Origin of the sequence: Oribacterium sp. KHPX15 (genome assembly GCF_900107835.1) — a bacterium.
Lineage (GTDB): Bacteria > Bacillota > Clostridia > Lachnospirales > Lachnospiraceae > Oribacterium.
This window is the reverse complement of record NZ_FNRG01000018.1, coordinates 46,923-69,864: the sequence shown is the minus strand read 5'-3', so window position 1 is coordinate 69,864 and position 22,942 is coordinate 46,923. Positions and strand designations below refer to the sequence as shown.

The 22,942-nt window shown below is 45.3% G+C and carries 16 protein-coding genes; 10 read left to right on the top strand and 6 right to left on the bottom strand.

Annotated features, from left to right (window positions below; all coding sequences use genetic code 11):
- Positions 1 to 63 precede the first annotated feature (63 nt).
- From BLV86_RS11360 to BLV86_RS11350, 3 genes are all read left to right on the top strand, one after another.
- Complete coding sequence (locus BLV86_RS11360; protein ID WP_090817387.1) at positions 64 to 1,161, top strand: GDSL-type esterase/lipase family protein; 1,098 nt, start codon at positions 64 to 66, stop codon at positions 1,159 to 1,161.
- A gap of 149 nt (positions 1,162 to 1,310) precedes the next feature.
- On the top strand, positions 1,311 to 2,474 hold the full coding sequence (locus BLV86_RS11355) for a GGDEF domain-containing protein (protein ID WP_031548108.1): 1,164 nt from the start codon (positions 1,311 to 1,313) through the stop codon (positions 2,472 to 2,474).
- Entirely contained in the window at positions 2,465 to 4,339 is a 1,875-nt protein-coding gene (locus BLV86_RS11350) for a glycoside hydrolase family 13 protein (RefSeq protein WP_207647472.1), read from the top strand. The genes BLV86_RS11355 and BLV86_RS11350 overlap by 10 nt, the downstream gene beginning before the upstream one ends.
- A 107-nt stretch (positions 4,340 to 4,446) precedes the next feature.
- On the opposite strand, the gene BLV86_RS11345 is transcribed toward BLV86_RS11350, so the two are convergent.
- The 3 genes from BLV86_RS11345 to BLV86_RS11335 form a co-directional block, all read right to left on the bottom strand.
- Positions 4,447 to 5,826 carry a TrpB-like pyridoxal phosphate-dependent enzyme gene (locus BLV86_RS11345; RefSeq protein WP_031548112.1) on the bottom strand — a complete coding sequence of 460 codons (1,380 nt, stop codon included), beginning with the start codon at positions 5,824 to 5,826 and terminating at the stop codon, positions 4,447 to 4,449.
- 151 nt (positions 5,827 to 5,977) lie between these two features.
- On the bottom strand, positions 5,978 to 6,724 hold the full coding sequence (locus BLV86_RS11340; protein ID WP_090817383.1) for a hypothetical protein: 747 nt from the start codon (positions 6,722 to 6,724) through the stop codon (positions 5,978 to 5,980).
- Between the two features lie 33 nt (positions 6,725 to 6,757).
- A complete protein-coding gene (locus BLV86_RS11335; protein WP_090817381.1) occupies positions 6,758 to 7,471 on the bottom strand; it encodes a DNA alkylation repair protein in 714 nt (237 codons plus the stop codon).
- A 286-nt stretch (positions 7,472 to 7,757) separates the two neighbouring features.
- On the opposite strand from BLV86_RS11335, the gene nifS reads away from it, so the two are divergent.
- The 4 genes from nifS (at position 7,758) to BLV86_RS11315 (ending at position 11,010) form a co-directional block, all read left to right on the top strand.
- On the top strand, positions 7,758 to 8,951 hold the full coding sequence (gene nifS, locus BLV86_RS11330) for a cysteine desulfurase NifS (RefSeq protein WP_090817378.1): 1,194 nt from the start codon (positions 7,758 to 7,760) through the stop codon (positions 8,949 to 8,951).
- Positions 8,948 to 9,412, top strand: a complete 465-nt coding sequence (gene nifU / locus BLV86_RS11325; protein WP_090817375.1) for a Fe-S cluster assembly scaffold protein NifU — start codon at positions 8,948 to 8,950, stop codon at positions 9,410 to 9,412. The genes nifS and nifU overlap by 4 nt, the downstream gene beginning before the upstream one ends.
- 223 nt (positions 9,413 to 9,635) lie before the next feature.
- Entirely contained in the window at positions 9,636 to 10,031 is a 396-nt protein-coding gene (locus BLV86_RS11320) for an RrF2 family transcriptional regulator (protein ID WP_031548121.1), read from the top strand.
- Between the two features lie 73 nt (positions 10,032 to 10,104).
- The gene (locus BLV86_RS11315) at positions 10,105 to 11,010 is read left to right on the top strand and encodes a LysR family transcriptional regulator (RefSeq protein ID WP_175456527.1); all 906 of its coding nucleotides are present in this window, start codon (positions 10,105 to 10,107) and stop codon (positions 11,008 to 11,010) included.
- 410 nt (positions 11,011 to 11,420) lie between these two features.
- Here the strand turns inward: BLV86_RS11315 and BLV86_RS11310 are convergent, their stop codons facing one another.
- Positions 11,421 to 12,701 (bottom strand): O-acetylhomoserine aminocarboxypropyltransferase/cysteine synthase family protein, encoded by a 1,281-nt coding sequence (locus BLV86_RS11310; RefSeq protein ID WP_090817371.1) that lies wholly within the window; start codon positions 12,699 to 12,701, stop codon positions 11,421 to 11,423.
- A 712-nt stretch (positions 12,702 to 13,413) separates the two neighbouring features.
- On the opposite strand from BLV86_RS11310, the gene BLV86_RS11305 reads away from it, so the two are divergent.
- From BLV86_RS11305 to BLV86_RS11295, 3 genes are all read left to right on the top strand, one after another.
- On the top strand, positions 13,414 to 15,246 hold the full coding sequence (locus tag BLV86_RS11305) for an NAD(P)-binding protein (RefSeq protein WP_031548127.1): 1,833 nt from the start codon (positions 13,414 to 13,416) through the stop codon (positions 15,244 to 15,246).
- On the top strand, positions 15,240 to 16,973 hold the full coding sequence (locus BLV86_RS11300; protein WP_031548129.1) for an NADH-dependent [FeFe] hydrogenase, group A6: 1,734 nt from the start codon (positions 15,240 to 15,242) through the stop codon (positions 16,971 to 16,973). Before BLV86_RS11305 ends, BLV86_RS11300 begins: the two co-directional genes overlap by 7 nt.
- 385 nt (positions 16,974 to 17,358) lie before the next feature.
- A complete protein-coding gene (locus BLV86_RS11295; protein WP_175456526.1) occupies positions 17,359 to 19,731 on the top strand; it encodes a bifunctional diguanylate cyclase/phosphodiesterase in 2,373 nt (790 codons plus the stop codon).
- A 145-nt stretch (positions 19,732 to 19,876) separates the two neighbouring features.
- Here the strand turns inward: BLV86_RS11295 and BLV86_RS11290 are convergent, their stop codons facing one another.
- Both BLV86_RS11290 and BLV86_RS11285 read right to left on the bottom strand, forming a co-directional pair.
- Positions 19,877 to 21,991 (bottom strand): SpoIIE family protein phosphatase, encoded by a 2,115-nt coding sequence (locus tag BLV86_RS11290; RefSeq protein WP_090817365.1) that lies wholly within the window; start codon positions 21,989 to 21,991, stop codon positions 19,877 to 19,879.
- An 11-nt stretch (positions 21,992 to 22,002) separates the two neighbouring features.
- Positions 22,003 to 22,932, bottom strand: coding sequence for a D-alanine--D-alanine ligase family protein (locus BLV86_RS11285; RefSeq protein ID WP_090817362.1), 930 nt, complete (start codon positions 22,930 to 22,932; stop codon positions 22,003 to 22,005).
- Between the last annotated feature and the right edge of the window lie 10 nt (positions 22,933 to 22,942).

Genomic DNA, 22,942 nt, shown 5'->3' with positions numbered 1-22,942 from the left:
TTCTTATAGTTTAGGATGTATTTAATCGGGATTTAAACTACTGATCTTCTGTGGGTGTGAGCAATGAAAAAAAGAAATGTCACAGCAATATTGTTAGTTTCCGCATTATCCATAACACCGGTATTTTCTTCATATGCAGATACTCAGGGAATCATTGAACTGAACCTGGAAACATATCCTGCAGTTCCGGCTGCTGACGATATTTTGCAGAAAGCATTCTCAGATAACTCCGATTCGGCATCGGAAACAACAGGAATCTTTACGGAAGCCAATGTCTCTGATTTGGACATAACGGGAATCCTTACAGAAAATAATGCCTCTGTTGCAGAAATAATAGATGCTGCTGATGAAACATCAGAGGCAGTAACAGAGGCAATTGAGGAAACGGAAACCGCTGCTATAGACTCGACTGATATGTCGCAAACGACTATCGGTCCGACGTTACCGGCAGATTATGAAAAGACAGAAGAGGAACTTCTTTGGGAACTGGAGAACAAAGCGTGGATTGAAGAACAGTTAAGACTTCAGAACGAAGCTCTTCACGCCCTTCAGATAGGAGAATATTTCAAGGACTCAGTTCTTGTGGGAGATTCGGTGGCAGAGGGGTTTTCCTTATATGCCATGAGAAATGCTGCATTTCCCATATTCCAGAATCTTAAGTTTCTGACCAAGGTAAGTTATTCGGTTCATAATGCCTTCATGTCGAAATCCTATAATCCAAGATACCAGGGAGGGCAGATGTACGCATGGGAAGCCATGAAGCTTATGGGGGCAAAACATGTTTATACCTTTTTCGGACTGAATGATCTTGGTTCAGGTGTTGACAACACAGTTGCACAGTACCTTAAGTATATTGCCAGGGTACAGCAGGAGATTCCTGATATAAAGATCACTATAGTGAGTACAACACCTATGTATAAAGGCTCTGAAAAGAAGGCCCTCAACAATGCCAACATCCGGGCGCTGAATGCAAAGATGGCAGAACTGGCAGCCCAAAACGGTTGGGGATATATAGATGTAGCCTCAAGGCTCTGTGACAGTGACGGATGTCTGGCAAAGCAGTATTGCAGCGACAAGTATGTTCATCAGACAAACTCCGCCTACGTGATCTGGCAGGCTGCATTTGAGGAGTATGCTGAGGCGCACCTTGATGATTCTTAAGTCAACGCATAAAAAAGTCGATATATTTCAAGGTCACAAATTGTGACCTTGAATAAGAACGAAGGATGCCGTCTTAATGAGGAAATTAGAGGTTTTTTTGAAAATCACAGGATATAAGTGTATAATCATATCTTAAGTGGGGGAAAGATATGAATTATTCAACTATTGGGATGCTGGCTATTTTTGTGCATCTGATTATAAACTATGACTATATGAAGCTACATGCAAAGGGAACCCTGACTCAGGCGGAGGTCCGCTATCGTCAGTTTCTTTTTGCTGTTATGTTCTATTATTTTTCTGATATTTTCTGGGGTGTTCTGTATGAAGCGGGACTTACAACTCTCGCATTTATAGACACAACTCTTTATTTTCTGTCAATGGCGTTCTCTGTATTCTATTGGATTCATTTTGTTGTGACCTATTTGAATCAGAAAAATCTGTTTAACCGTTTGCTGACTTACAGTGGTTGGGCGATTCTGTTGACTCAGATTTTGATGCTTATCATTAATATGTTTAATCCCGTCTCATTCTATTTTGACGAGAATCACTTATATCACCCGCTGCCTGCCAGATATCTGACATTGGTGACTCAGATCATCATTTTTGCACTCACTTCGGTATATACCTTGTCGGTAACAATGCATTTAACCGGACCTGAGAGAGACAGACACAGGACTGTCGCTTTTTCCGGATTGATAATGACCGTTTTCGTTCTGTTCCAGAATTTTTATCCGTTTGTGCCGTTTTATGCTATGGGCTGCCTGCTGGCAACCTGTATAATCCATACTTTTATCTACAGAGATAAGATCGAGGAGCGTGCCAAGGAGATAGGAACCATGCGACGGATCGCTTACATCGATGCACTGACCGGAGTTAAAAACAAGATGGCTTATACTGAGGCAGTGACAGATCTGGAGCGTCGTGTACATGAAGGGAAGCTGAATGAGTATGGGGTTGCGGTATTTGACCTTAATTATCTAAAGTACGTAAATGATACCATGGGACATGAAATGGGGGATAAGTATATCAAAGAGGCTTGTGCTCAGATATGCAAATGGTTTCAGCACAGTCCTGTATACCGTATCGGCGGAGATGAGTTTGTGGTTCTTTTAAAGGGTGCTGATTATGATAATCGCGAAATGATATTGAAGGACTTTAATGATGAGGTACATCGCAATAAGCGTGAGGGAAAAGCGGTAGTGTCAGTGGGATGCGCTTCATATCAGGCTAGGGTAGACAGAGCATATGATGATGTTTTCCGCCGTGCCGACAAGCTGATGTATCAAAGGAAGCAGGAGCTTAAATGGAATTGAAAAAGCACATGAAGAAGTTATTATCATGCACAGCATTGCTGGTGAGCGGAGCATTGGTTTTAGCCGGGTGCAGCAGCCCGGTTTTAAATATTGGAGAAAGTGCTGCTGTTCCAACGACAGAGTTATCAGAGAAGAAAAGTGAGGATAATGCTGTCTCCGTGTCGGAAGCAGTCGAGACGAATGAGGATGGTGCAACGTTGGGTCACGATGATTATAAGTGGTGGCAGAAGACCATTGCATATGAGATTTATGTAAAGAGCTTTAAGGATTCAGACGGTGACGGGATCGGTGACCTGAATGGAATCACTTCTGAACTTGACCACCTGAAAAATCTGGGCGTCGGAGCCATCTGGCTTACGCCATGTTATGTATCGCCCCAGGCGGACAACGGCTATGATATAGCGGACTACTATAATATCGATCCGGCCTACGGCACCATGGAGGATATGGACAGACTGATCGATGAGGCAGGGAAACGTGACATCCGGATCGTTATGGATCTGGTATTTAATCATACATCCAGTAAGAATGCCTGGTTTACCGAATCCCGTTCGGGAAAAGACAACGACAAGAGTGACTGGTACATATGGGCGGATCCGAAAGAGGATGGAAGCGCCCCCACTAACTGGAGAAGCATCTTTGGAGGTTCAGCCTGGACCTATGATGAGAAAAGAGGCCAGTACTACCTTCACACTTTTCTGCCTGAACAGCCTGATCTTAACTGGGCTAACCCGGAGGTACGTAAGGCTCTTATAGATGTTGCTGATTTTTGGGTGAAAAAGGGTGTGGGAGGATTCAGGCTGGATGCCATTACCTACATCAAAAAACCCGAGAAGTTTCTGGATGGAACCCCTGATGCCAATGACGGTACCGTCGGCATTCATGCCATGACAGCAAATACAAAGGGCATTCTGGACTATCTTCATGAATTTAAATCTGCGGTTCAGACCGGTACAGATATTTTTACTGTGGGGGAAGCCAACGGAGTTTCTGCCTCGGATCTCCCTGACTGGGTCGGTCCTGACGGGGTTTTTGACATGGTGTTCGAGTTTGGACATATGAATATAAGTCTTTCGGATGAGATGAACTGGTGCGTTACCAGGGAGTGGTCACTTCCGGAATTTAAGGCTCTTTTTACTGCCAGTCAGGAAAATACCATAAGAACCGGGGGTTGGTATCCCATGTTTCTGGAAAATCATGATCAGCCCCGTTCTATAAATCATTTCCTGCCGGAAGGCGCTGACAGGATTTCAGGAGCCAAAGCTCTTGCCACTCTTGTTCTCACCATGAGGGGTACGCCTTTTATCATGGAGGGAGAGGAGCTTGGATTTGTTAATGTAAACTGGCCGTCCATAGAAGACTACAATGATATTTCAACCAGAAATCACTACAAGTTCGCAATTGATGAGGGATATTCCGAGGCAGAAGCAATGAAGGGTGTCCATGATTTTGCAAGGGACAGTTCCCGAACCCCTATGCAGTGGGACAGCTCATCAAATGCCGGTTTCACCACAGGAACACCATGGCTGCCGGTATATGATGATTACGCAAAGTATAATGTAGCCTCCGAGATTGAGGATAAAGATTCTGTTCTTAATTGGTACATTGCCCTTTCCGGGCTTCGGAGGGAACATCCGGAACTTCAGACAGGGGATTACACAGAGTTATTCCATGAGCATGAGCAGATTTTTGCCTTTACCAGGGAAAGCGAAGCCGGAAAGGTAACCATTCTCATAAATCTTTCTCTCGAGGAAGCTTCCTATGATCCTTCATGTGTGGAAGGTGCAAAGCAGCTTTTGGGTACCAATGGTGAAAGTAAGAAAGGTACACTTGCTCCTTTGGAAGCGGTAGTATACGAAAATTAACTGTGAGATAAAAAAAGAGCGTCAGCTTATGATCGAAGGATCATGAATCTGACGCTTTTTTTAATTATGGATTGAGTTTAAGTTCAAATCCCGGATATATTCCTTTATTAAAGATCAACCTTTGGTAATCTCTCAAAACTCTTCTGAAGCTCATCATCAGTAGGGATATAGTCACTCATTTCGCCGTCATTGAACTTCTGGTAAGCTACCATATCGAAGTATCCGGTTCCGGTGAGACCAAAGAGAATGGTCTTCTCCTCGCCGGTCTCCTTGCACTTTAGAGCTTCATCAATAGCAGCTCTGATTGCATGGCTGCTCTCAGGGGCAGGAAGGATTCCCTCAACTCTTGCGAACTGCTGTGCTGCCGCAAATACAGAGGTCTGCTCAACGGAAATGGCTTCCATGAGACCATCATGATAAAGCTGTGACAGGATCGGGCTCATTCCATGATAACGGAGTCCTCCTGCATGGCTTGCGGACGGTATGAAGTTGCTTCCTAATGTATACATCTTGGCAAGAGGGCATACCATTCCGGTATCGCAGAAGTCGTAAGCAAACTTTCCTCTTGTAAAACTTGGGCAGCTTGCAGGCTCAACCGCAACAATTCTGTAATCCTGCTCGCCTCTTATCTTCTCGCCCATAAACGGAGAAATGAGACCGCCGAGGTTTGATCCGCCGCCTGCGCAGCCAATGATCACATCAGGCTTCACGCCGTATTTCTCAAGGGCAGCCTTTGCCTCAAGTCCTATTACCGTCTGGTGAAGCAGAACTTGGTTCAGAACACTTCCGAGAACATATCTGTAACCATCTGTCTTTGTCGCAACCTCAACAGCTTCCGATATAGCGCAGCCAAGGCTTCCGGTTGTGCCCGGGTGCTCAGCATTGATCTTTCTTCCAATCTCTGTTTCCATGGAAGGTGATGGTGTAACACTTGCACCGTAGGTACGCATTACTTCACGTCTGAAGGGCTTCTGCTCATAGGAAACCTTTACCATGTAAACCTTACAGTCTATTCCGAAGTATGCTGAAGCCATGGATAATGCTGTTCCCCACTGTCCTGCACCGGTCTCTGTGGTTACGCCCTTAAGCCCCTGCTTCTTTGCATAGTATGCCTGGACGATGGCTGAATTCAGCTTGTGGCTTCCGCTTGTGTTATTACCCTCAAACTTATAGTAGATCTTTGCGGGAGTGTCCAGAGCCTTCTCAAGACAATAAGCTCTTACAAGAGGAGACGGCCTGTACATCTTGTAGAAATCCAGTATTTCACCCGGAATGTCAATGTATGCGGTTGTATCATCAAGCTCCTGTTTTATGAGTTCATCGCAGAATACCGGGCGAAGATCTTCATAGCCCATAGGCTTAAGTGTAGCCGGGTTAAGAAGCGGAGCCGGCTTGTTCTTCATATCGGCTCTTACGTTGTACCACTGCTTTGGAATCTCATCCTCGCTCAGATAGATTTTATAAGGAATTTTCTCATCGTAGCTCATGTGCGGTTTCCTCCAATGTTTTCTGTTTCTATAATTATACACTTTTTTTGAAGAATTACCTCATTCGCAACAAAAAACAGGAATAGAAAGGCATGTCTGTTATAACCAGACTTGATTCCTATGGATGATGTGCAGCAGGAGCTCATTTTGGCTAATCCGCTCTGTACAGTCCGCCTATACCATTCAAAATGAAATCCTTTTTTGAAACTTCATAGGTGGCGGTAGCATGCTGCTCAGATCCGTTATCCACGAAATCGTTACACATGATAACGTGTCCCTTGGAGTCCTCAACCTTCAGAATCTGGTGTTCGGGATAATATTTCCCTTCAAACTCTATGGGCTTCTCGGTCTTTATCTCACTCCAGCTGCCGTTTTCATCCTCTCTTCCGGCATGAATGATAGTTACGTGGCAGGGCACATCTCCATAAAGATTATCCATGGCCTCAAGAAGCTTTGATGCAGTATCACTTCCCGAAAGACCGGCAGACTTTGCTTCATCGCTGTTCTTGAAAGCCTGGTATCCATACACGTCTGCAGCCACGCCCGGGTCAACATTCTCGTTGGACTGAATACCGGATTTTCCTTTTTTCTCTATTTTGATGTTCATCCAGTAAACATCCTTTACATAGCCGGATTTCTTGTTATCTTTATGCCAGGTGGCAAACTCCCATATTCCGTCTACAGCATAAGGGTCTGTAAAAACCACATCATTACTTTTGTCATAGGACTTCGGAGTGAAGCACCAGGTAAAATCATCGAGGGATGCTTCTTTGGGCACAGTGAATCCCAGGGTATCCGGATTGAAGTAATCAACATTTTTCTGTTCTTTTTGACCGCAGCCTGAGATGGCCAGTGTCATCGCAGCCACACATATAAAAAGCAATCCTTTTATTTTCATAGTACTTCTCCTTCCCGGGTCTTTTCGATGGATTTATTTATTTCTATTGTTTTTTATTTTCAAACTTTTCAGATACTCCTTTTGGTCGGGGGTAATGCGATAGCTTTCTACTGATTTTTGTATAGCTTTATTGTGTGTCCAGGTATCAAGCCTATGATTTTCAATAAATGGCAGTACAGTTTCGTATTGCTTTGCGAGAGCTGTGGCAAAATACCAGGCTATCATCATGTTGACGTAATACTCTTCGGATCGCACAACTGCCACCAGTTCAGGATAAGACGGGTCGAAGTCTTCATCAAGGAAATGCTGCATCAGCATGCCTGTGCCAAATCTTATGGTATAGGTTGTCTCTGCTCCAATCCACTGTTTTATCTTTTTTAGTAGCTCCGGACGGTGTTTCTTAAACACTTTAGGTGATAGCTGGTCACAGGTAGCCCAGTTATTTACAAAGGGAAGGAAACGCTCTACTTCCGAAATGCACTGTTCATAATCTTTTATCTCAGAAATGATAAAGGCATGCAGCTGGTTTTCATCAAAATATCTGTGAGGGAGATCGTTCAGAAACTCCTGAATATCCGCTCGTTTTACAAGCTCCTTTGCAAGCTTTCTGAGTTCCGGTGTCCTCACACCTATTATAGAGTCAGCCTCTATGTTTGGAATGATCTTTACCTGCATTTCTCGGTAGGACAGATCCTGTCTTGAAAACAGCTCTGACTGTATATCTTTAACAATTTGATCATGAGTCATCTTTACACCTCTCAAAACCGGGTTATCCGGGACGGTTCTCGCCGGCGAGAAATATCCACAGATGGATTTCCGGCATCAGGCCACTTTCATTTCCTTTAGTTTTTTATATACCGCTTCAGCAAAAGCCCTGTGTCCCTCAATATTCATATGTTCATTATCGGCGTCATTTGCTTCGGTATAATCAGAAGCGGCAATAACCGTCCCCGACGGATGTAAAACCTATTGACTAAGTAGGAAATTATAACTATAATACCTACCATACAGCTAGGAGAAAGGAACACAGATTATGTCTAAATATATTTATATGGATAATGCTGCGACTACACGGGTCACTCAGGAAGTGTTTGACGCCATGGAGCCGTATTTTTGTGAGCAGTTTGGAAATCCTTCAAGTGCCTATGAGTTTTCCGGAAAGATCGCCGAGAAGGTGGCTGAAGCGAGAGCCTCTATCGGAAAAACCATAGGTGCAAGCGAGAAGGAGATATATTTTACCGGAGGCGGCAGCGAGTCGGATAACTGGGCCATAAAGGGTGTTGCGGATGCTCTCCGTGAAAAGGGCAACCACATTATCACCACACAGATCGAGCATCATGCGGTTCTTCATACCTGCGAATTCCTGGAGAAGAGGGGCTTCGAGATCACCTATCTCCCTGTTGATGATAAGGGTCTTGTTAATGTCGAAGACCTCAGGAAGGCCATCAGACCCACAACCATCCTCATTTCCGTGATGTTCGCAAATAATGAGATCGGTACTGTTGAACCCATAAAGGAAATCGGAAGAATTGCACATGAACACGGCATCTATTTCCATACAGATGCGGTTCAGGCCTTCGGACATCTTCCCATAGATGTTAATGAAATGAACATTGACCTTATGTCCGCAAGCGGCCACAAGATAAATGGCCCTAAGGGCATCGGTCTTCTTTATATAAGAAAAGGTGTGAAGATCACAAACCTGATCCACGGCGGAGCACAGGAATCAGGAAAGCGTGCGGGTACAACCAATGCCGCCGGCATTATCGGCTTTGCAAAGGCGACAGAGATTGCTGTAAGAGATATGGAAGAGACCCGTGCTTACGAGAGCAGGCTTAGGGACAAGCTGATCGCAGGGGTGACAGCCGAGATTCCATACACCCGTGTAAACGGAGATCTCACAAACAGACTGTCCAACAACGTAAATTTCTGTTTCAGATTCATCGAGGGAGAGTCACTTCTTATCATGCTTGACCAGAAGGGCATCTGTGCCTCCTCGGGTTCCGCATGTACTTCCGGAAGCCTGGATCCGTCTCACGTGCTTCTGGCCATCGGTCTTCCTCACGAGATAGCACACGGTTCCCTGAGATTAACATTATCAAAGGACACCACCGAGGAAGATATCGACTACGTTGTTGAAAGCTTAAAGCAGATAGTGGGCAGACTCAGAATGATGTCACCACTGTACGAAGATTTTGTAAAGAAAAATAAGGAGGCCAGCGCATGAGCCAGGTAACAGAATACAGCAAAAAGGTAATGGATCATTTCTCAAATCCGAGAAATGTGGGGGAGATAGAGGAAGCCGCAGGTGTGGGCACAGTGGGTAATGCCAAGTGCGGAGATATCATGAGAATGTATCTCGACATCGACGAGAATCAGGTGGTCAGGGATGCCAAGTTCAAGACCTTCGGCTGCGGTGCTGCAATTGCTACCAGTTCCATGGCAACAGAGCTTGTTAAGGGTAAGACTGTGCAGGAAGCTCTGGAAGTCACCAACAAGGCAGTTATGGAGGCGCTGGACGGACTTCCACCCGTTAAGGTACACTGTTCACTCCTTGCCGAGCAGGCAATTCACGCTGCATTATGGGATTATGCCGAAAAAAATGGTATAAAGATAGAGGGACTTAAACCGCCTGTCAATGACATCGACGAGACGGAAGAGTTCTATGAGATGCAGGGAGCAGATTAGATCAGCATCTGAATGTCAGAGATAAACGGCGAAAAACATGCGTTTATAGATGAGGAGAATAAAGTGCCGGAACAGACTGATGCTTTATTGCCCCTGTGCAGGTTAATGTTTACGTCGGTACGTAGACATTAGCAGGAAATGAAGTGTTAGTATTTGTGGCATCAGTTCCTCGTGGAGTAAAACTTCAAAGGGCTGATGATCGCAAGAGGAACGGAGGACTTTTATGATCTCGACAAGAGGACGTTATGCTTTAAGGGTTATGCTGGACATAGCATTGACCCAGGGGGATGGTTATGTGCCCATGAAGGATGTGGCTGAGAGGCAGGGGCTGTCTCTTAAATATCTGGAGCAGATTTTGCCGCCTCTGACAAAGAACGGACTCATTACAGGACTGCAGGGAAAAGGCGGCGGCTACCGGCTGACCAGAAAGCCTGAGGAATACAGGATCATCGAGATACTTGAGCTTACCGAAAAGGAACTTGAGCCTGTGAGTTGTCTTGCAAAGGGTGCAGCCGAATGCGACAGAAGATCAACCTGCAAGACCATCGGATTCTGGGAAGGACTGAATCGAGTTATAAGGGATTATCTCGGATCGAAAACGTTAAAAGACTTAATGTGAAAAAATGCAACATCGGGGACGGTTCTCAACCGCGAGAGCTGTCCCCGATGGTCTGTATAGGAGGGTATACAAATTGAACATCACTCAGATCAGATATGTGCTTGAAACGGCAGCATCTTCCTCCATGAGGGAGGCTGCCACGAAACTTTTTGTATCGCAGCCTGCGCTTTCCACGAGTATAGGTGATCTTGAAACAGAGCTAGGGATACTGATATTTGAGAGAACCAACAAGGGTATATCTCTTACGGATGAGGGACGGGAGTTTGTTGCCTATGCGAAGAAGGCATTGGCACAGTACGAAATACTGGAGGACAGATTTTTGTCCAGGGACAGCGACAAGGAGCGGTTTTCCGTATCAAGCCAGCACTACAATTTCGCCATAAAAGCATTTACGGATGTGATAAAGGCCTTCGATCCGGACAAATATGTTTTTGCCATTCATGAGACGAAAACCAGGGATGTACTTGAAGATGTAAGGACAATGAAAAGCGAGATTGGTATCATATCTTTTTCCGGTTCCAATGAAAGTATCATAAAGAAGCTGTTCAAGGAATACAACCTTGAATTTACGCCGCTCATGCAGAGAGAAACATATGCTTATGTCTGGGAAAACCACAAGTTTGCGGGAAGAAAGGAAATCTCCCTGGAGGAGCTTTCCGACTACCCCTGCGTTTCCTTTGATCAGAGTGACGACAGTAACTTTTATCTGACGGAAGAAGCCATGGCGGATTATGACTTTAAGAAGATGATAAAGTCCGACGACAGGGCCACCACCATGGAAATCATAGAGAGACTCCAGGGCTACTCTGTGGGATGCGGAATGCTCTCGGAGGATGATGCAGTTTTGCGAGGTATGGTTTCCATAAAGCTCAAGGAAGAGGATCCGCTGGTCATCGGATACATCGTGAGAAAAGGCAGCGTTATGTCGGTGTATGGCAAGGCTTATATTGAGGAATTGATGAAGTACAAGGAACTTTGAGAAATCCCACCGTGTTATCTCTCTAAGAACATTTCTCAAAACACTCTGATAAAACTTTATGTTTGACTCATCGGAAGATAACTGTAATTGAAGTCAACATTGATAAGTCTGGGAGTTGATTCATATCTCATTTTGCAGGATTTGTGGTCAAATAATGACAGCCCAGGAATTGACTCATATCAATTTAATATTGTAATTGGAGTCAAGGAATTACATCCATATTATTGACTCAATTTTAGAATATGAGAATTGTGGTCAAAGAAACAATGTACGATACTTGACTCACTATGGACATTACAATAAGTTGAGTCATGCATGTACTCTGAGAACATTGATTCAATTTCGAGATAATAGATTCGCGGTCAAGTGTGTGACAATAAACCCACCCGCTATGCGGGTGGGTGTTCTGGCTATATCGCAGCAAATCCCTTTTCCAGATCTGCAATGATGTCATCGATATGCTCTGTTCCTATGGAAAGTCTGATGGTGTTAGGCTTGATGCCCTGATCCAGCAGCTCTTCCTCTGAAAGCTGTGAATGGGTTGTGGAAGCCGGATGGATAACCAGACTCTTTACGTCGGCAACATTGGCAAGAAGTGAGAAGATCTGAAGGTTATCGATGAACTTCCAGGCTTCTTCCTGACCGCCCTTGATATTGAAGGTGAAGATGGATCCGCCGCCGTTCGGGAAATATCTCTTGTAGAGCTCATGATCCGGATGATCCGGAAGAGACGGATGGTTTACATTCTCAACCTTCGGATGCTTTGAGAGGAACTCAACCACCTTCTTTGTATTCTCTGCATGTCTGTCGAGACGAAGTGACAATGTCTCCACTCCCTGAAGAAGAAGGAAAGCATTGAAAGGCGAAATGGTTGCTCCCGTGTCTCTCAGGAGGATGGCACGGATGTAAGTTACGAAGGCTGCAGGTCCTACCACATCATAGAAGGATACTCCATGATAGCTCGGGTTGGGAGCTGTGATGTTCGGGAACTTTCCGCTTGCCTTGTAGTCGAACTTTCCTGACTCAATGATAACACCACCAAGTGTTGTTCCGTGGCCTCCGATAAACTTTGTTGCGGAGTGTACTACGATATCGGCGCCGTGCTCGAAAGGACGGATGAGATATGGCGTGCCGAAAGTATTATCCACAACGACCGGAAGTCCGTGCTTGTGTGCGATTTCTGCGATGGCATCGATGTCCGGGATGTCGCTGTTTGGATTGCCGAGCGTCTCAAGGTAGATGGCTCTTGTGTTATCCTTTATGGCGCCCTCCACCTCTGAAAGATTGTGTGCGTCCACGAAGGTTGCCTCAACGCCGTACTGTGGAAGTGTGTGAGCCAGAAGGTTGTAGCTTCCACCGTAGATGGTCTTCTGTGCCACTATATGTCCACCGTTTGCTGCCAATGCTTCGATAGTGTAGGTTATGGCTGCAGCGCCTGAGGCCACCGCCAGTGCAGCACTTCCTCCCTCAAGTGCAGCAAGTCTCTTTTCGAGAACATCCTGTGTGGAGTTGGTGAGTCTTCCGTAGATATTGCCGGCATCCGCAAGTCCAAATCTGTCGGCTGCGTGCTTGCTGTTTCGGAACACATAGGAAGTGGTCTGGTAAATGGGAACCGCTCTGGCATCTGTTGCCGGATCCGGCTGCTCCTGTCCAACGTGTAACTGTAATGTTTCAAATCTGTATTCGCTCATGGTATTGATCTCCTCTATAAATGCATGTTTTTCGCCATTTATCTCTGACATACAGATGCAGATCTAATTGGCTCTTTTTTCTAAATGTTTGTTTTTTTGTCTTCGGTCTTACATTTATTAAAATCAACACATTCGCATACACAGCTTTTGGTTTTGAACTGAATTATTCCTTCTCTTCATTACCGTTACCTCGCTTTCACCTTGGATTTTCCTGATGCCATAATCCTACTACATCGCTTGGTTTTGGGAAAATACTAAGATTTTATCGTTGGTAATAGTATCGGTCTATATCAATAACCATAACATGGTCGTATGACTTCAAATTCAATATTGCATTAATTGGGTCAATCCATGGTCATATTATGGCTGACTCTGATTCCAAATATCTCTTGGTGAGTCAAACATCGAGATTTATCAGACGTATTCCTGATATTTCCGGTGGATAACCAGATGGTTCTTTCATAAAATTTATCTATTTTGCACATTAAGAATCCATATATGTTTTTTTTACTTGTCAAAGTTTACAAAAATGATTTAATTTGCTTTAATTATATCTAGAACGCTAAAAATAACAGTAAGTTATGACTAACTTAAATGAGTAGGGAAAGAGCATACCGGGTCGAAATCCCGTGAGGAAACCTGACATGCAGAGTCGGCCTTTCGGAAAGCAGATTTTTTCAGGCTGACATTCCCAAGTAAGGAGGTAAACACCATGAGTAGATTGAGCATTGTAACTCAAAACAATGCGCAGAAGACGGTGGAGGGTCTGTACAAGGATCTGGAAAGAAGAATCACGGCAAGCCAGCCCGGACTTTGTCCGGTTGATCTTGCCGCTTCATTTTTGCACCTTTGTCACGCTCAGTCCTGCGGTAAATGCGTACCCTGCAGAGTGGGACTGGGACAGCTGGAAGTGCTGATAGATTCAGTGCTTGACGGAACTGCCACCATGGAGACATTGTCAGTTATCGAGGAAACCGCCCAGAGCATATACTATTCTGCGGACTGTGCCATAGGTTCAGAGGCTGCACGTATGGTACTGAAGGGTATCAGAGGTTTCCGCGGAGATTACGAAGAGCATGTACTGCACGGAAGATGTTCGGGACATCAGGATCAGCCTGTACCCTGCGTTGCCCAGTGCCCTGCACATGTGGATATTCCGGGATACATTTCACTTATACATGAAGGCCGTTACAATGACGCGGTTGCCCTTATCAGAAAGGACAATCCGCTTCCCGCAGTCTGCGGCATGATCTGCGAGCATCCTTGTGAGGTACGCTGCAGAAGAACCATGGTTGACGATCCTATCAATATCCGCGGACTTAAGAAATATGCGGTTGAGCATGAGGATGAGTTCAGGATCGGCGAGAAGCAGCCGGCAACAGGTAAGAAGGTTGCAGTTATCGGTGGTGGTCCCGCAGGTCTCAGTGCAGCTTACTATCTCTCTCTTATGGGACATGAGGTAGAGGTTTATGAGCAGAGAAAGAAGGCAGGAGGAATGCTTAGATACGGCATCCCTGCATACCGTCTTCCGAGAGAAGCCCTGGATGCCGAGATCGAGTGCATCATGAAGAGCGGCTTCAAGCTGAAGACTGATGTAAGCATTGGCAAGGACATCTCCATCGCAGATCTCCGTGAGAAGTACGATGCAATGTTTGTTGCCATCGGTGCTCACACAGACAAGAAGATCGGAATCGAAGGCGAAGATGCAGAGGGCGTTATCTCTGCAGTTGAAATGCTGAGAGCCATCGGTGATGACGATTATCCTGATTTCACAGGAATGGATATAGTTGTGGTAGGTGGCGGTAATGTTGCCATGGACGTTGCGCGCTCTGCCATCAGATGTAATGCAAAGTCTGTAAAGATCCTTTACAGAAGAAGAAAGATTGATATGACTGCCCTTCCCGAAGAGGTTGAGGGTGCCATTGCTGACGGATGCGAGGTTGTAGAGCTTCATGCTCCGTTACGTATCGAGAAGAAAGATGACGGAAGCGTTGCTGCTATCTGGGTACAGCCTCAGATCGTAGGTCCAATCAGCGGCGGAAGACCGAAGCCGGTGGCAGCTGATACAGAAGAGCTCAGAATCCCGTGTGACAGAGTCCTTGTGGCTATCGGTCAGGGTATCGATTCACGTAAGTTCGGTGAGTACGGAATTCCTGTAGAGCGTGGACAGATTCAGGCATTTGACACCAGCGATATCCGTGACAAGGACGGAATCTTTGCGGGTGGTGACTGCGTTACAGGTCCTGCAACCGTAATCCGTGCCATCGCAGCAGGAAAGGTTGCGGCCGCAAACATTGACGAATATCTCGGATATTTCCATGAGATAAAGTCAGATATAGAGCTTCCTCCTGTCCGCTTTGATGATCATAAGCCATGCGGAAGAGTAAATATGATGGAGCGTTCTCCGGAAGAAAGAAAGCACGATTTCAAGATCATGGAGTGCGGTATGTCCGACGAAGAGGCATGCCAGGAGTCCGGAAGATGTCTGCATTGCGATCACTTTGGTTATGGAATCTTTAAAGGAGGCAGAGAAGCAAAATGGTAAACGTTACGATAGACGGAATCTCCCTTCAGGTTCCCGAGAAGACAACTATATTGGATGCTGCTTCCAAGGCGGGAGTACACATCCCAACCCTTTGCTATATGAAGGAACTCAACGAGATCGGTGCCTGCCGTGTCTGTGTGGTTGAGGTTGAGGGATATGAAAGGCTCTTTACAGCCTGCAACAATACTGTGGCCGAGGGAATGGTTATCTATACCAACTCAAAGAAGGCCAGAGCTGCAAGAAAGACCAATGTTAAGCTGATCCTTTCCCAGCACAACACCAACTGTGCGGTCTGTGTACGAAGCGGAAACTGTACTCTTCAGAAGGTGGCTAATGATCTCAATATCCACAGCCTTCCTTATAAGAAACAGATTCCTGAAAACAAGGGTAATGTCAGATTCCCTCTTATCAGAGATTACGATAAGTGTATCCAGTGCATGCGCTGTATCCAGGTATGTGACAAGATTCAGAACAGCAATATATGGGATGTGGTTAATACCGGTTCCCGTGTAACGGTGGATGTTACCGGAGTTTACGCTCTTGAAGATTCCCAGTGTGCACTTTGCGGACAATGTATAACTCACTGTCCTGTTGGCGCTCTCCGTGAGCGTGATGATGTGGATCGTGTTCTGGATGCTCTTGAGGATCCTTCCAAGATCACTGTATTCCAGATCGCACCTTCCATAAGAACTGCCTGGGGCGAGCCTTTCGGACTTGATCCTGAATTTGCTACGGTAAAGCGTCTTGCGGCAGCTTTAAGAAGAGCAGGTGCAGATTATGTATTTGATACAAACTTTACAGCAGACCTTACCATTATGGAGGAGGGCTCAGAGTTCCTTGAGAAGCTGAAGAATCCCGAGAACCACAAGTTCCCGATGTTCACCTCCTGCTGTCCGGGCTGGGTAAGATATGTCAAGGCTCATTATCCTGAGTTTGTTGACAATCTTTCAACCGCAAAGTCACCTCAGCAGATGTTTGGTGCTGTTACAAAGAGCTACTATGCAGAGCTTCTCAAGGTGGATCCCAAGGATATCTTCTGCGTTTCCATCATGCCTTGTGTTGCAAAGAAGGCAGAGTGCGCTTATCCCAATATGGTGGATGATCATGGAAATCCTGAGGTTGACTGCTCACTTACAACCCGTGAGGTTAACCGACTCATAAGATCCGATCAGATCATCGTTAAGGAGCTTCCTGAGGAAGAGCTTGATATGCCACTTGGCATCGGATCCGGTGCCGGCAATATCTTCGGTGCAACCGGCGGTGTTATGGAGGCAGCATTAAGAAGTGCCTACTTCCTTGTAACAGGAAAGAATCCTGACCCTGATGCCTTTAAGGCAGTACGTGGTATGGACGGCTGGAAGGAAGCTGAGTTCGATCTTGCAGGAAAGACTCTTCGTGTTGCCGTTACCAATGGTCTCGGTAATGCAAACAAGCTTCTTACCTACCTCAAGCAGGGCCGTGTACACTATGACTTCGTTGAGGTCATGGCATGTCCCGGAGGCTGCGTAGGCGGCGGTGGACAGCCTATCCATGACGGAGTAGAGATGGCTCCCGAAAGAGCACCGGTTCTTTACTCACAGGATGCCGGTATGGAGCTCAGATTCTCACATGAGAATCCATCCATAACAAAGATTTATGAGGATTACTTCGGAAAGCCGCTTTCCGAAAAGTCTCATCACCTTCTTCACACCAATCATCACGCATGGAAGATGCCGAATGAGAAATAAAACCAGATTTTAACAGTTCAGCCGGGGCATATGCCCCGGCTGAAACTATTTCTATAAGCCTGCTGAGATATCCACCGGGGGACGGTTCTCGCCGTCGAGAACCGTCCCCCGGTGGATATCTCGTGGCTTTCAGGTGTTTTTTAAATCTTAAAACTCTATTAACCCTGTAAAGAGGGTTATAAAATTGACAAAGTATCCGAAGTACTTAGATATAGAAAGGTGGGATAGGTGTCTTTTCCGTCCATTTGTGCGTGAGATTACGATTATTTGTTCTGTTGAAAAGGATTAAATTCTTTGAAGCATTTGCATGTTCAGGAATTTATATCGCTATTAACAAATCATGAGAGAAGAATACAAGCTAAGTGAAAAAAAGTTTAAAGGGACAGTGAATACCGATCCGGGAAATCCGATTTACCGGGAGGATGATAAAAGAGACTATATTCTCGGACACTTCAGTCAGGCTTTGGACGAGAGGTGGATAGAGGTTTATTATCAGCCCATAATGCGTGCCATGACCGGGCTTATTTGTAATGAAGAAGCATTGGCAAGATGGGTGGATCCTGTAAACGGTATGATACTTCCGGAGGAGTTCATCCCCGTAATTGAAGATGCAAAGCTTCTTCATAAGCTCGATCTTTACATGATAGATCAGGTGCTTTCGGATATCAGGCAATATCAGGATGGTAAGATCGTTCAGATCGTTCCCATCTCTGTTAATGTGTCCAAATATGATTTTGAGTATTGCGACATGGTTTACGAAATCCTTAAGCGAGTGGAGGCAGCAGGGGTTTCGCCCAAGTATCTCGTGATAGAGATTGCAGAAAGCGTCCTGGAGCTGGAACACGACTTTATCAAGGAGCAGTTAAATAAGCTTCAGAGTTATGGCTTTAAGATATGGATGGATGACTTCGGAAGAGGTTACGGCAGCCTCAATGTCCTACAGGATTTCGACTTTGATCTCATCAAGCTGGACATGAAGTTCATGAAGGATTTCAGTAAGAAGGTCAAAACCGCGGGAATCATCAGAAAGATCGTTGAGATGGCAGAGCAGCTGGGAGTGGATACACTGGCAGAAGGTGTTGAAACGGAGGAGCAGCTTGAATTCCTGAGAGAAATAGGCTGCGATAAAGTGCAGGGGTTCCTGTACAGTAAGCCTAATCCGCTAAACGAGATCCTGAAAAGAAGTGATATGGGTATCGGCTTGTATCGTGAGAATATCGAAGAGTCGGAATTCTATGATCAGGTGGGACAGGCAAGTCTTACGGATATGGAGCTTAATGGTGACGCCGGAATGCTGGTGGCGGAGACATTTGCAGGAATAGGCATCGGAATACTTGAATTTGACGGGGGTGAAACCTACCGTCTTATGAGGGCAAATGCTGTATATAAGGAGTATCTTGAGACTATTTATGGGCGGAACATAAAGGTTTCTGATGTTATTACCTATACCGATAAAGACAGAAAACGGGTTTTTGATGAATCTGTCAGAAGATGTCTTAAATCCGGAAACTGGGAAACCGCTTATGATATAGTCAGCACGGACAAAGTGAAGTTTAACACCAATATCAGACTTTTCTCACGGGATAAGGTTACGGGAAACTATGCCATACTCATAGTCATGGTATCGGAAAAACGTGTTGAGGGAGAAGGAAGTGACAGATTCTCCGATACATTGAAAGAAGACATCTCCTTGAATCCGCCATCCTTTGAGAATGTTGTTCCCCCGGTGGAAGACATAGATCTGCAAAGTGAAAAGGAGGCTCTTGAAAGAAATAATGTTCTGGATAGTGCCATTATCCGTATTGCAAAGCTGCTCAATACTTTTGAAGATTATAATGAAACCATGAACCGGGTGCTGGAAGAACTGGGCAGCGTCATCAGTCCGGACAGGATATGTATCTTTGAAAGGGTAGGAGATAAAATAAACAATCCTTTTGAGTTGTGCAGAAAGGGAATAATATCACAAAAGGAGTATACTCAGAACCTGGAGTATAACAAATATTTTAAGCTCTGGGCAGATCTGAGCGTTGACGGCAGGGCTGTAAATCTTGATAGTATTTCCAGAATAAGGGTTTCCTACAGGGATGTTTACTGTCAGCTTAAACTGATGGGGGTGAAGCGGATAATAGTTGTTCCGGTATTTTCAAAGGATGAAGTCATCGGTTTTATCGCTGCGGCGAATTACAGACTTGATGAAAGCGATGATACGGAGTTCCTGCTTTCCTCTGTGGCTGTATTCCTGTCCTATAAGATAGCCAACAGTACACTTGTACACCGTCTTGTTTATATGGCAGACAATGATGCACTGACCTCGGCTCATAACCGTTATGCCATGATAAAGAAAGAAGCGGAGCTTGCAGCAGGAGAGGGTTGTGTTGGAGTTGGCTTTATAGACATTAACGGGCTCAAGGAAATAAATGATAACCTGGGGCATGATGAAGGAGATCTTCTCATCATCCGGGCTTCGAAGCTTATTGCCAAGCATTTCGGAATGGAGCATCTGTACCGTGTGGGTGGCGATGAATTTGTTGTCCTGGCGCCGGATATGGAAAAGTATGTTTTTGAAAGAAAGCAGTATCAGTTCCGTCAGGAGCTAGAAGACAATGACAAGGTAAGTATGGCTTCCGGTTTTGTCTGGATTCCGGACAGAAGGAAGGTGTCCGAAGCCATAAAGACAGCCGACAGGCTGATGTACGAAGATAAGGCGAAGTTCTACGTTGCTCATGACAGACGTCGAAGCCATAAGGAATACGTTTAAAAGTAGCTCAATTATGAAGGTAAACTAAAAAACAAAACAAGACCCCTTAGAACCAGGTGTGACTCTAAGGGGTCCTGTTTTGTTTTTTATCCACCGGGGAAGGTTCTCGACGGCGAGAAGAGTCCCAGGTGGATTACTGTTTTATTTATTTGGGACCATTATATTTCATAGCGAGCATTGTGAGGTCATCGAACTGATCTGCTTCACCCACGAAGGCATCAACATCAGCCTTTAAGTTCTTTAGGATATTTTCAAGAGGAAGATCCTTGTCTCTGTTAAGAGACTCCAGCATTCTGTCGGTACCGTAAAGCTCATTGTTTATGTTGGTGGCTTCAGGAACACCGTCGGTATATACGAAAAGTGTATCTCCCGGATGCATCTCGAATTCGTGCTCACGGAACTTGACGCCCGGAAGGGTTGCAAGAGCGAGGGTGTGTTTGTATACAACAAGCTCGAACTCACCGCCGGCTCTCCGCAAAACAGGATGTTCATGACCGGCATTGGAAGCAACACCCTTTCCTGTGGTGATATCAATGATTCCGATCCAGCAGGTTGCAAACATCTCTTCTTCATTGTTTTCGCAGAGCTGATTATTTACTTCGGTAAGGACTTCGCTTAAGGTTTTGCCCTTCATCTGCTGAACATGATCCTTGATGAGAGTCTTTGTGATGACCATGAAAAGTGCGGCGGGAACTCCCTTTCCGGAAACGTCGGCTATAACCATGGCAAAGTGGGTCTCATCGGCAAAGAAGAAATCATAGAAATCACCGCCGACTTCCTTTGCAGGGTTCATGGATGCGTAAATGTCTATTTCCGGTCTGTCGGGATAAGGCGGAAAGACTGTGGGAAGCATATGAGCCTGGATATTGGTAGCAACCGAAAGCTCTGTTCCGATTCTTTCCTTTTCTGCAGTGACCTTCTTTATATTCTGCATGTAGTTTTTGAGGTCATCCTGCATGGTGTTGAATCTGTCTGCCAGCTGACCGACCTCATCACCGGATAACACAGGGATCTTCTCATTAAATTCACCTTTACCGATCTTCAGAACACTGCTGGCGAGCCTCTGGATAGGTCTCGTGATGGTTCCGGTTACCGCAAAGGAGGTCATAACTACCGTGATTCCCATGATGGAGAAGAAGATCATAAACAGGCGGAGGATATTGAATATCTGATCCTGCATGTTCCTCTGAGAAGCTGCAGTAAGTTTGTCATTCTGAGCCTTTGCTTCAAAAGCAGGGGCTGTTACTTCATCGGTTTCGATGCTTGCGCAGAAGATCCAGCCGGTTTCAGCCATCTTTGAAAAGGCAACATAACAATCCTTTTCCTCGTAAACAGTCTGGATGATGGAATCGTCGGAGGAATGAATCTTTTTAATGAAATCACTTCCGGTGAAGTGAGAGCTCAGGTCAGGATTGAAGCCTTCCTTGTCCATGTCGGGATGGGCGATGAAATTGAGGTCGGAATCCAGGATCAGAGTTGAACCGGTCTCACCGATCTTCAGATTCATAACTTCATCTATGATGCTTGTCAAACGTACATCCGATGCAACAACGCCCGCGATATGCCCGTCGGCATCTCTGTAGGTCATGGCCGCAGTGATACATATTTTTCCGTATGAATCAAGATAAGTAGGAAGCCATACAAGATGATCTGGATGTGAGATAGCTGCCTTATACCAGTCTCTCTGCCTCGGATCATAATCGGGATTGAAAGCATTGGATCTTGAATATCTGTAGGAAATACCGCTTATGGTACCGATGTAGATATTATCCAGAATAGGATTCTGTTCCAAAGTGGGGGCAAACATGTACTCGCAATAGGATAAGGTGTAAACCTCCTTCATTACTTCAGGAGTAGCTTCTACACCCTTCGCCAGGAAGTACTTTGATGATGCCACGCCCATTTCGGTTTCATCAGGTCTCGGCATATCATGGCCGATTAAATTATCCTGGGTTTCAAAAAGATGCTGAGTATATTTGGAGGCCTCCGTAACAGCCCTGTTTACTTCATGAAGCTCCTTGTTTGCATTATTGGCCTGCTTTTGAATGAGCTGCAGAAGGTAGTATTCCGTCTGGGACATAAGTGAAGCCTTGGTGACTTCCGAGGAATTGATTCCCAGGGTAATGTTGGTTTGCTGGAATTCATCGACCATGGAATTCATAAAATAGTAGGAAGCACTAAAGACCACTACAAGTGAACCTAAAGACATTATCAGTATGACCAGAAGGATCTTTAAGCTGATTTTCATATTTCTGAACATAGATTTACTCCTTATTCTGCGTTATTGTCTAATGCTGCGTAAAGTATGTCTTCAATCATATCTTCATAAACTATACCTGCAAGCTCCGCGGCCTGTGGCATAAGACTGTGTCTTTTGAGCCCCGGAACGGCATTTATTTCAAGTACATAGGGCTTACCGTCTTCTTCAGAAACCATAAAGTCAACACGACAGAGATCCTTTGCGCCGGTGGCATGATAAACCTCCATGGCAAGGTGTTTTATTTCCTCAGTGATATTCTGGTTAAGCCTGCTTTCACATATTCCGTAGTTGCCTGTGAAGGTAATGAGCCCGTCGTCAGCATTATCCTGCTTATCCAGATCAAGGCCTTCCACCACGGGAAGAGAAACCAGACTCTTTTTGCTTTTGTAAATGCCTACGGTATAGAACCCTCCCGGGATGAATTTCTCAAGCAGGATGGGGTCGTCATATTTAAATACGCTCCCGATACGCGGAATATCCTCCCGTGATCTGATCAGTTCGATGCCGAAGCTGCCTCCCTGTGTAGGAGCTTTGGCGACGAAGGGGTATCCAAAATCTTCATAGGGATAGTCGCCTTTTTCAAATTGCTTCTTAGTCAGGATATCCCATTTCGGGGTACGTATTCCGTAACGGTCAAAAACCAATTTACTGAGGATCTTATCATTAATGAGACACGCAGCCCGCATATGACTTCCTGTGAAAGGAATTCCCTGCATTTCGAGCATGGCCTGGAAGGTTCCGTCTCCGTAACCCTTTCCCTGGACACATAAGTAAACCACCTCTGTTTTGACGGAAAGAATGGAACTTATTATGTCTTTTCCTATTTGAAGGAGATGAACTTCATGTCCCCTGGTTTCCAGGGCTTTTGCAATATCTTTTGCATTTTTTTCTGAAGGCCCTCTTTCTTCGGGAGTTCCTCCGTAAACTACACTGACGATCATATTATGCTCC

Bases quoted from the DNA above. Each gene is read 5' to 3' on its own strand.
- BLV86_RS11285 (WP_090817362.1), bottom strand. From the start codon at position 22,932: ATGATCGTCAGTGTAGTTTACGGAGGAACTCCCGAAGAAAGAGGGCCT.
- BLV86_RS11310 (WP_090817371.1), bottom strand. From the start codon at position 12,701: ATGAGCGAATACAGATTTGAAACATTACAGTTACACGTTGGACAGGAG.
- BLV86_RS11360 (WP_090817387.1), top strand. From the start codon at position 64: ATGAAAAAAAGAAATGTCACAGCAATATTGTTAGTTTCCGCATTATCC.
- BLV86_RS11340 (WP_090817383.1), bottom strand. From the start codon at position 6,724: ATGAAAATAAAAGGATTGCTTTTTATATGTGTGGCTGCGATGACACTG.
- BLV86_RS11300 (WP_031548129.1), top strand. From the start codon at position 15,240: ATGGTAAACGTTACGATAGACGGAATCTCCCTTCAGGTTCCCGAGAAG.
- BLV86_RS11320 (WP_031548121.1), top strand. From the start codon at position 9,636: ATGATCTCGACAAGAGGACGTTATGCTTTAAGGGTTATGCTGGACATA.
- BLV86_RS11290 (WP_090817365.1), bottom strand. From the start codon at position 21,991: ATGTTCAGAAATATGAAAATCAGCTTAAAGATCCTTCTGGTCATACTG.
- BLV86_RS11350 (WP_207647472.1), top strand. From the start codon at position 2,465: ATGGAATTGAAAAAGCACATGAAGAAGTTATTATCATGCACAGCATTG.
- BLV86_RS11345 (WP_031548112.1), bottom strand. From the start codon at position 5,826: ATGAGCTACGATGAGAAAATTCCTTATAAAATCTATCTGAGCGAGGAT.
- BLV86_RS11335 (WP_090817381.1), bottom strand. From the start codon at position 7,471: ATGACTCATGATCAAATTGTTAAAGATATACAGTCAGAGCTGTTTTCA.
- nifS (WP_090817378.1), top strand. From the start codon at position 7,758: ATGTCTAAATATATTTATATGGATAATGCTGCGACTACACGGGTCACT.
- BLV86_RS11355 (WP_031548108.1), top strand. From the start codon at position 1,311: ATGAATTATTCAACTATTGGGATGCTGGCTATTTTTGTGCATCTGATT.
- BLV86_RS11305 (WP_031548127.1), top strand. From the start codon at position 13,414: ATGAGTAGATTGAGCATTGTAACTCAAAACAATGCGCAGAAGACGGTG.
- nifU (WP_090817375.1), top strand. From the start codon at position 8,948: ATGAGCCAGGTAACAGAATACAGCAAAAAGGTAATGGATCATTTCTCA.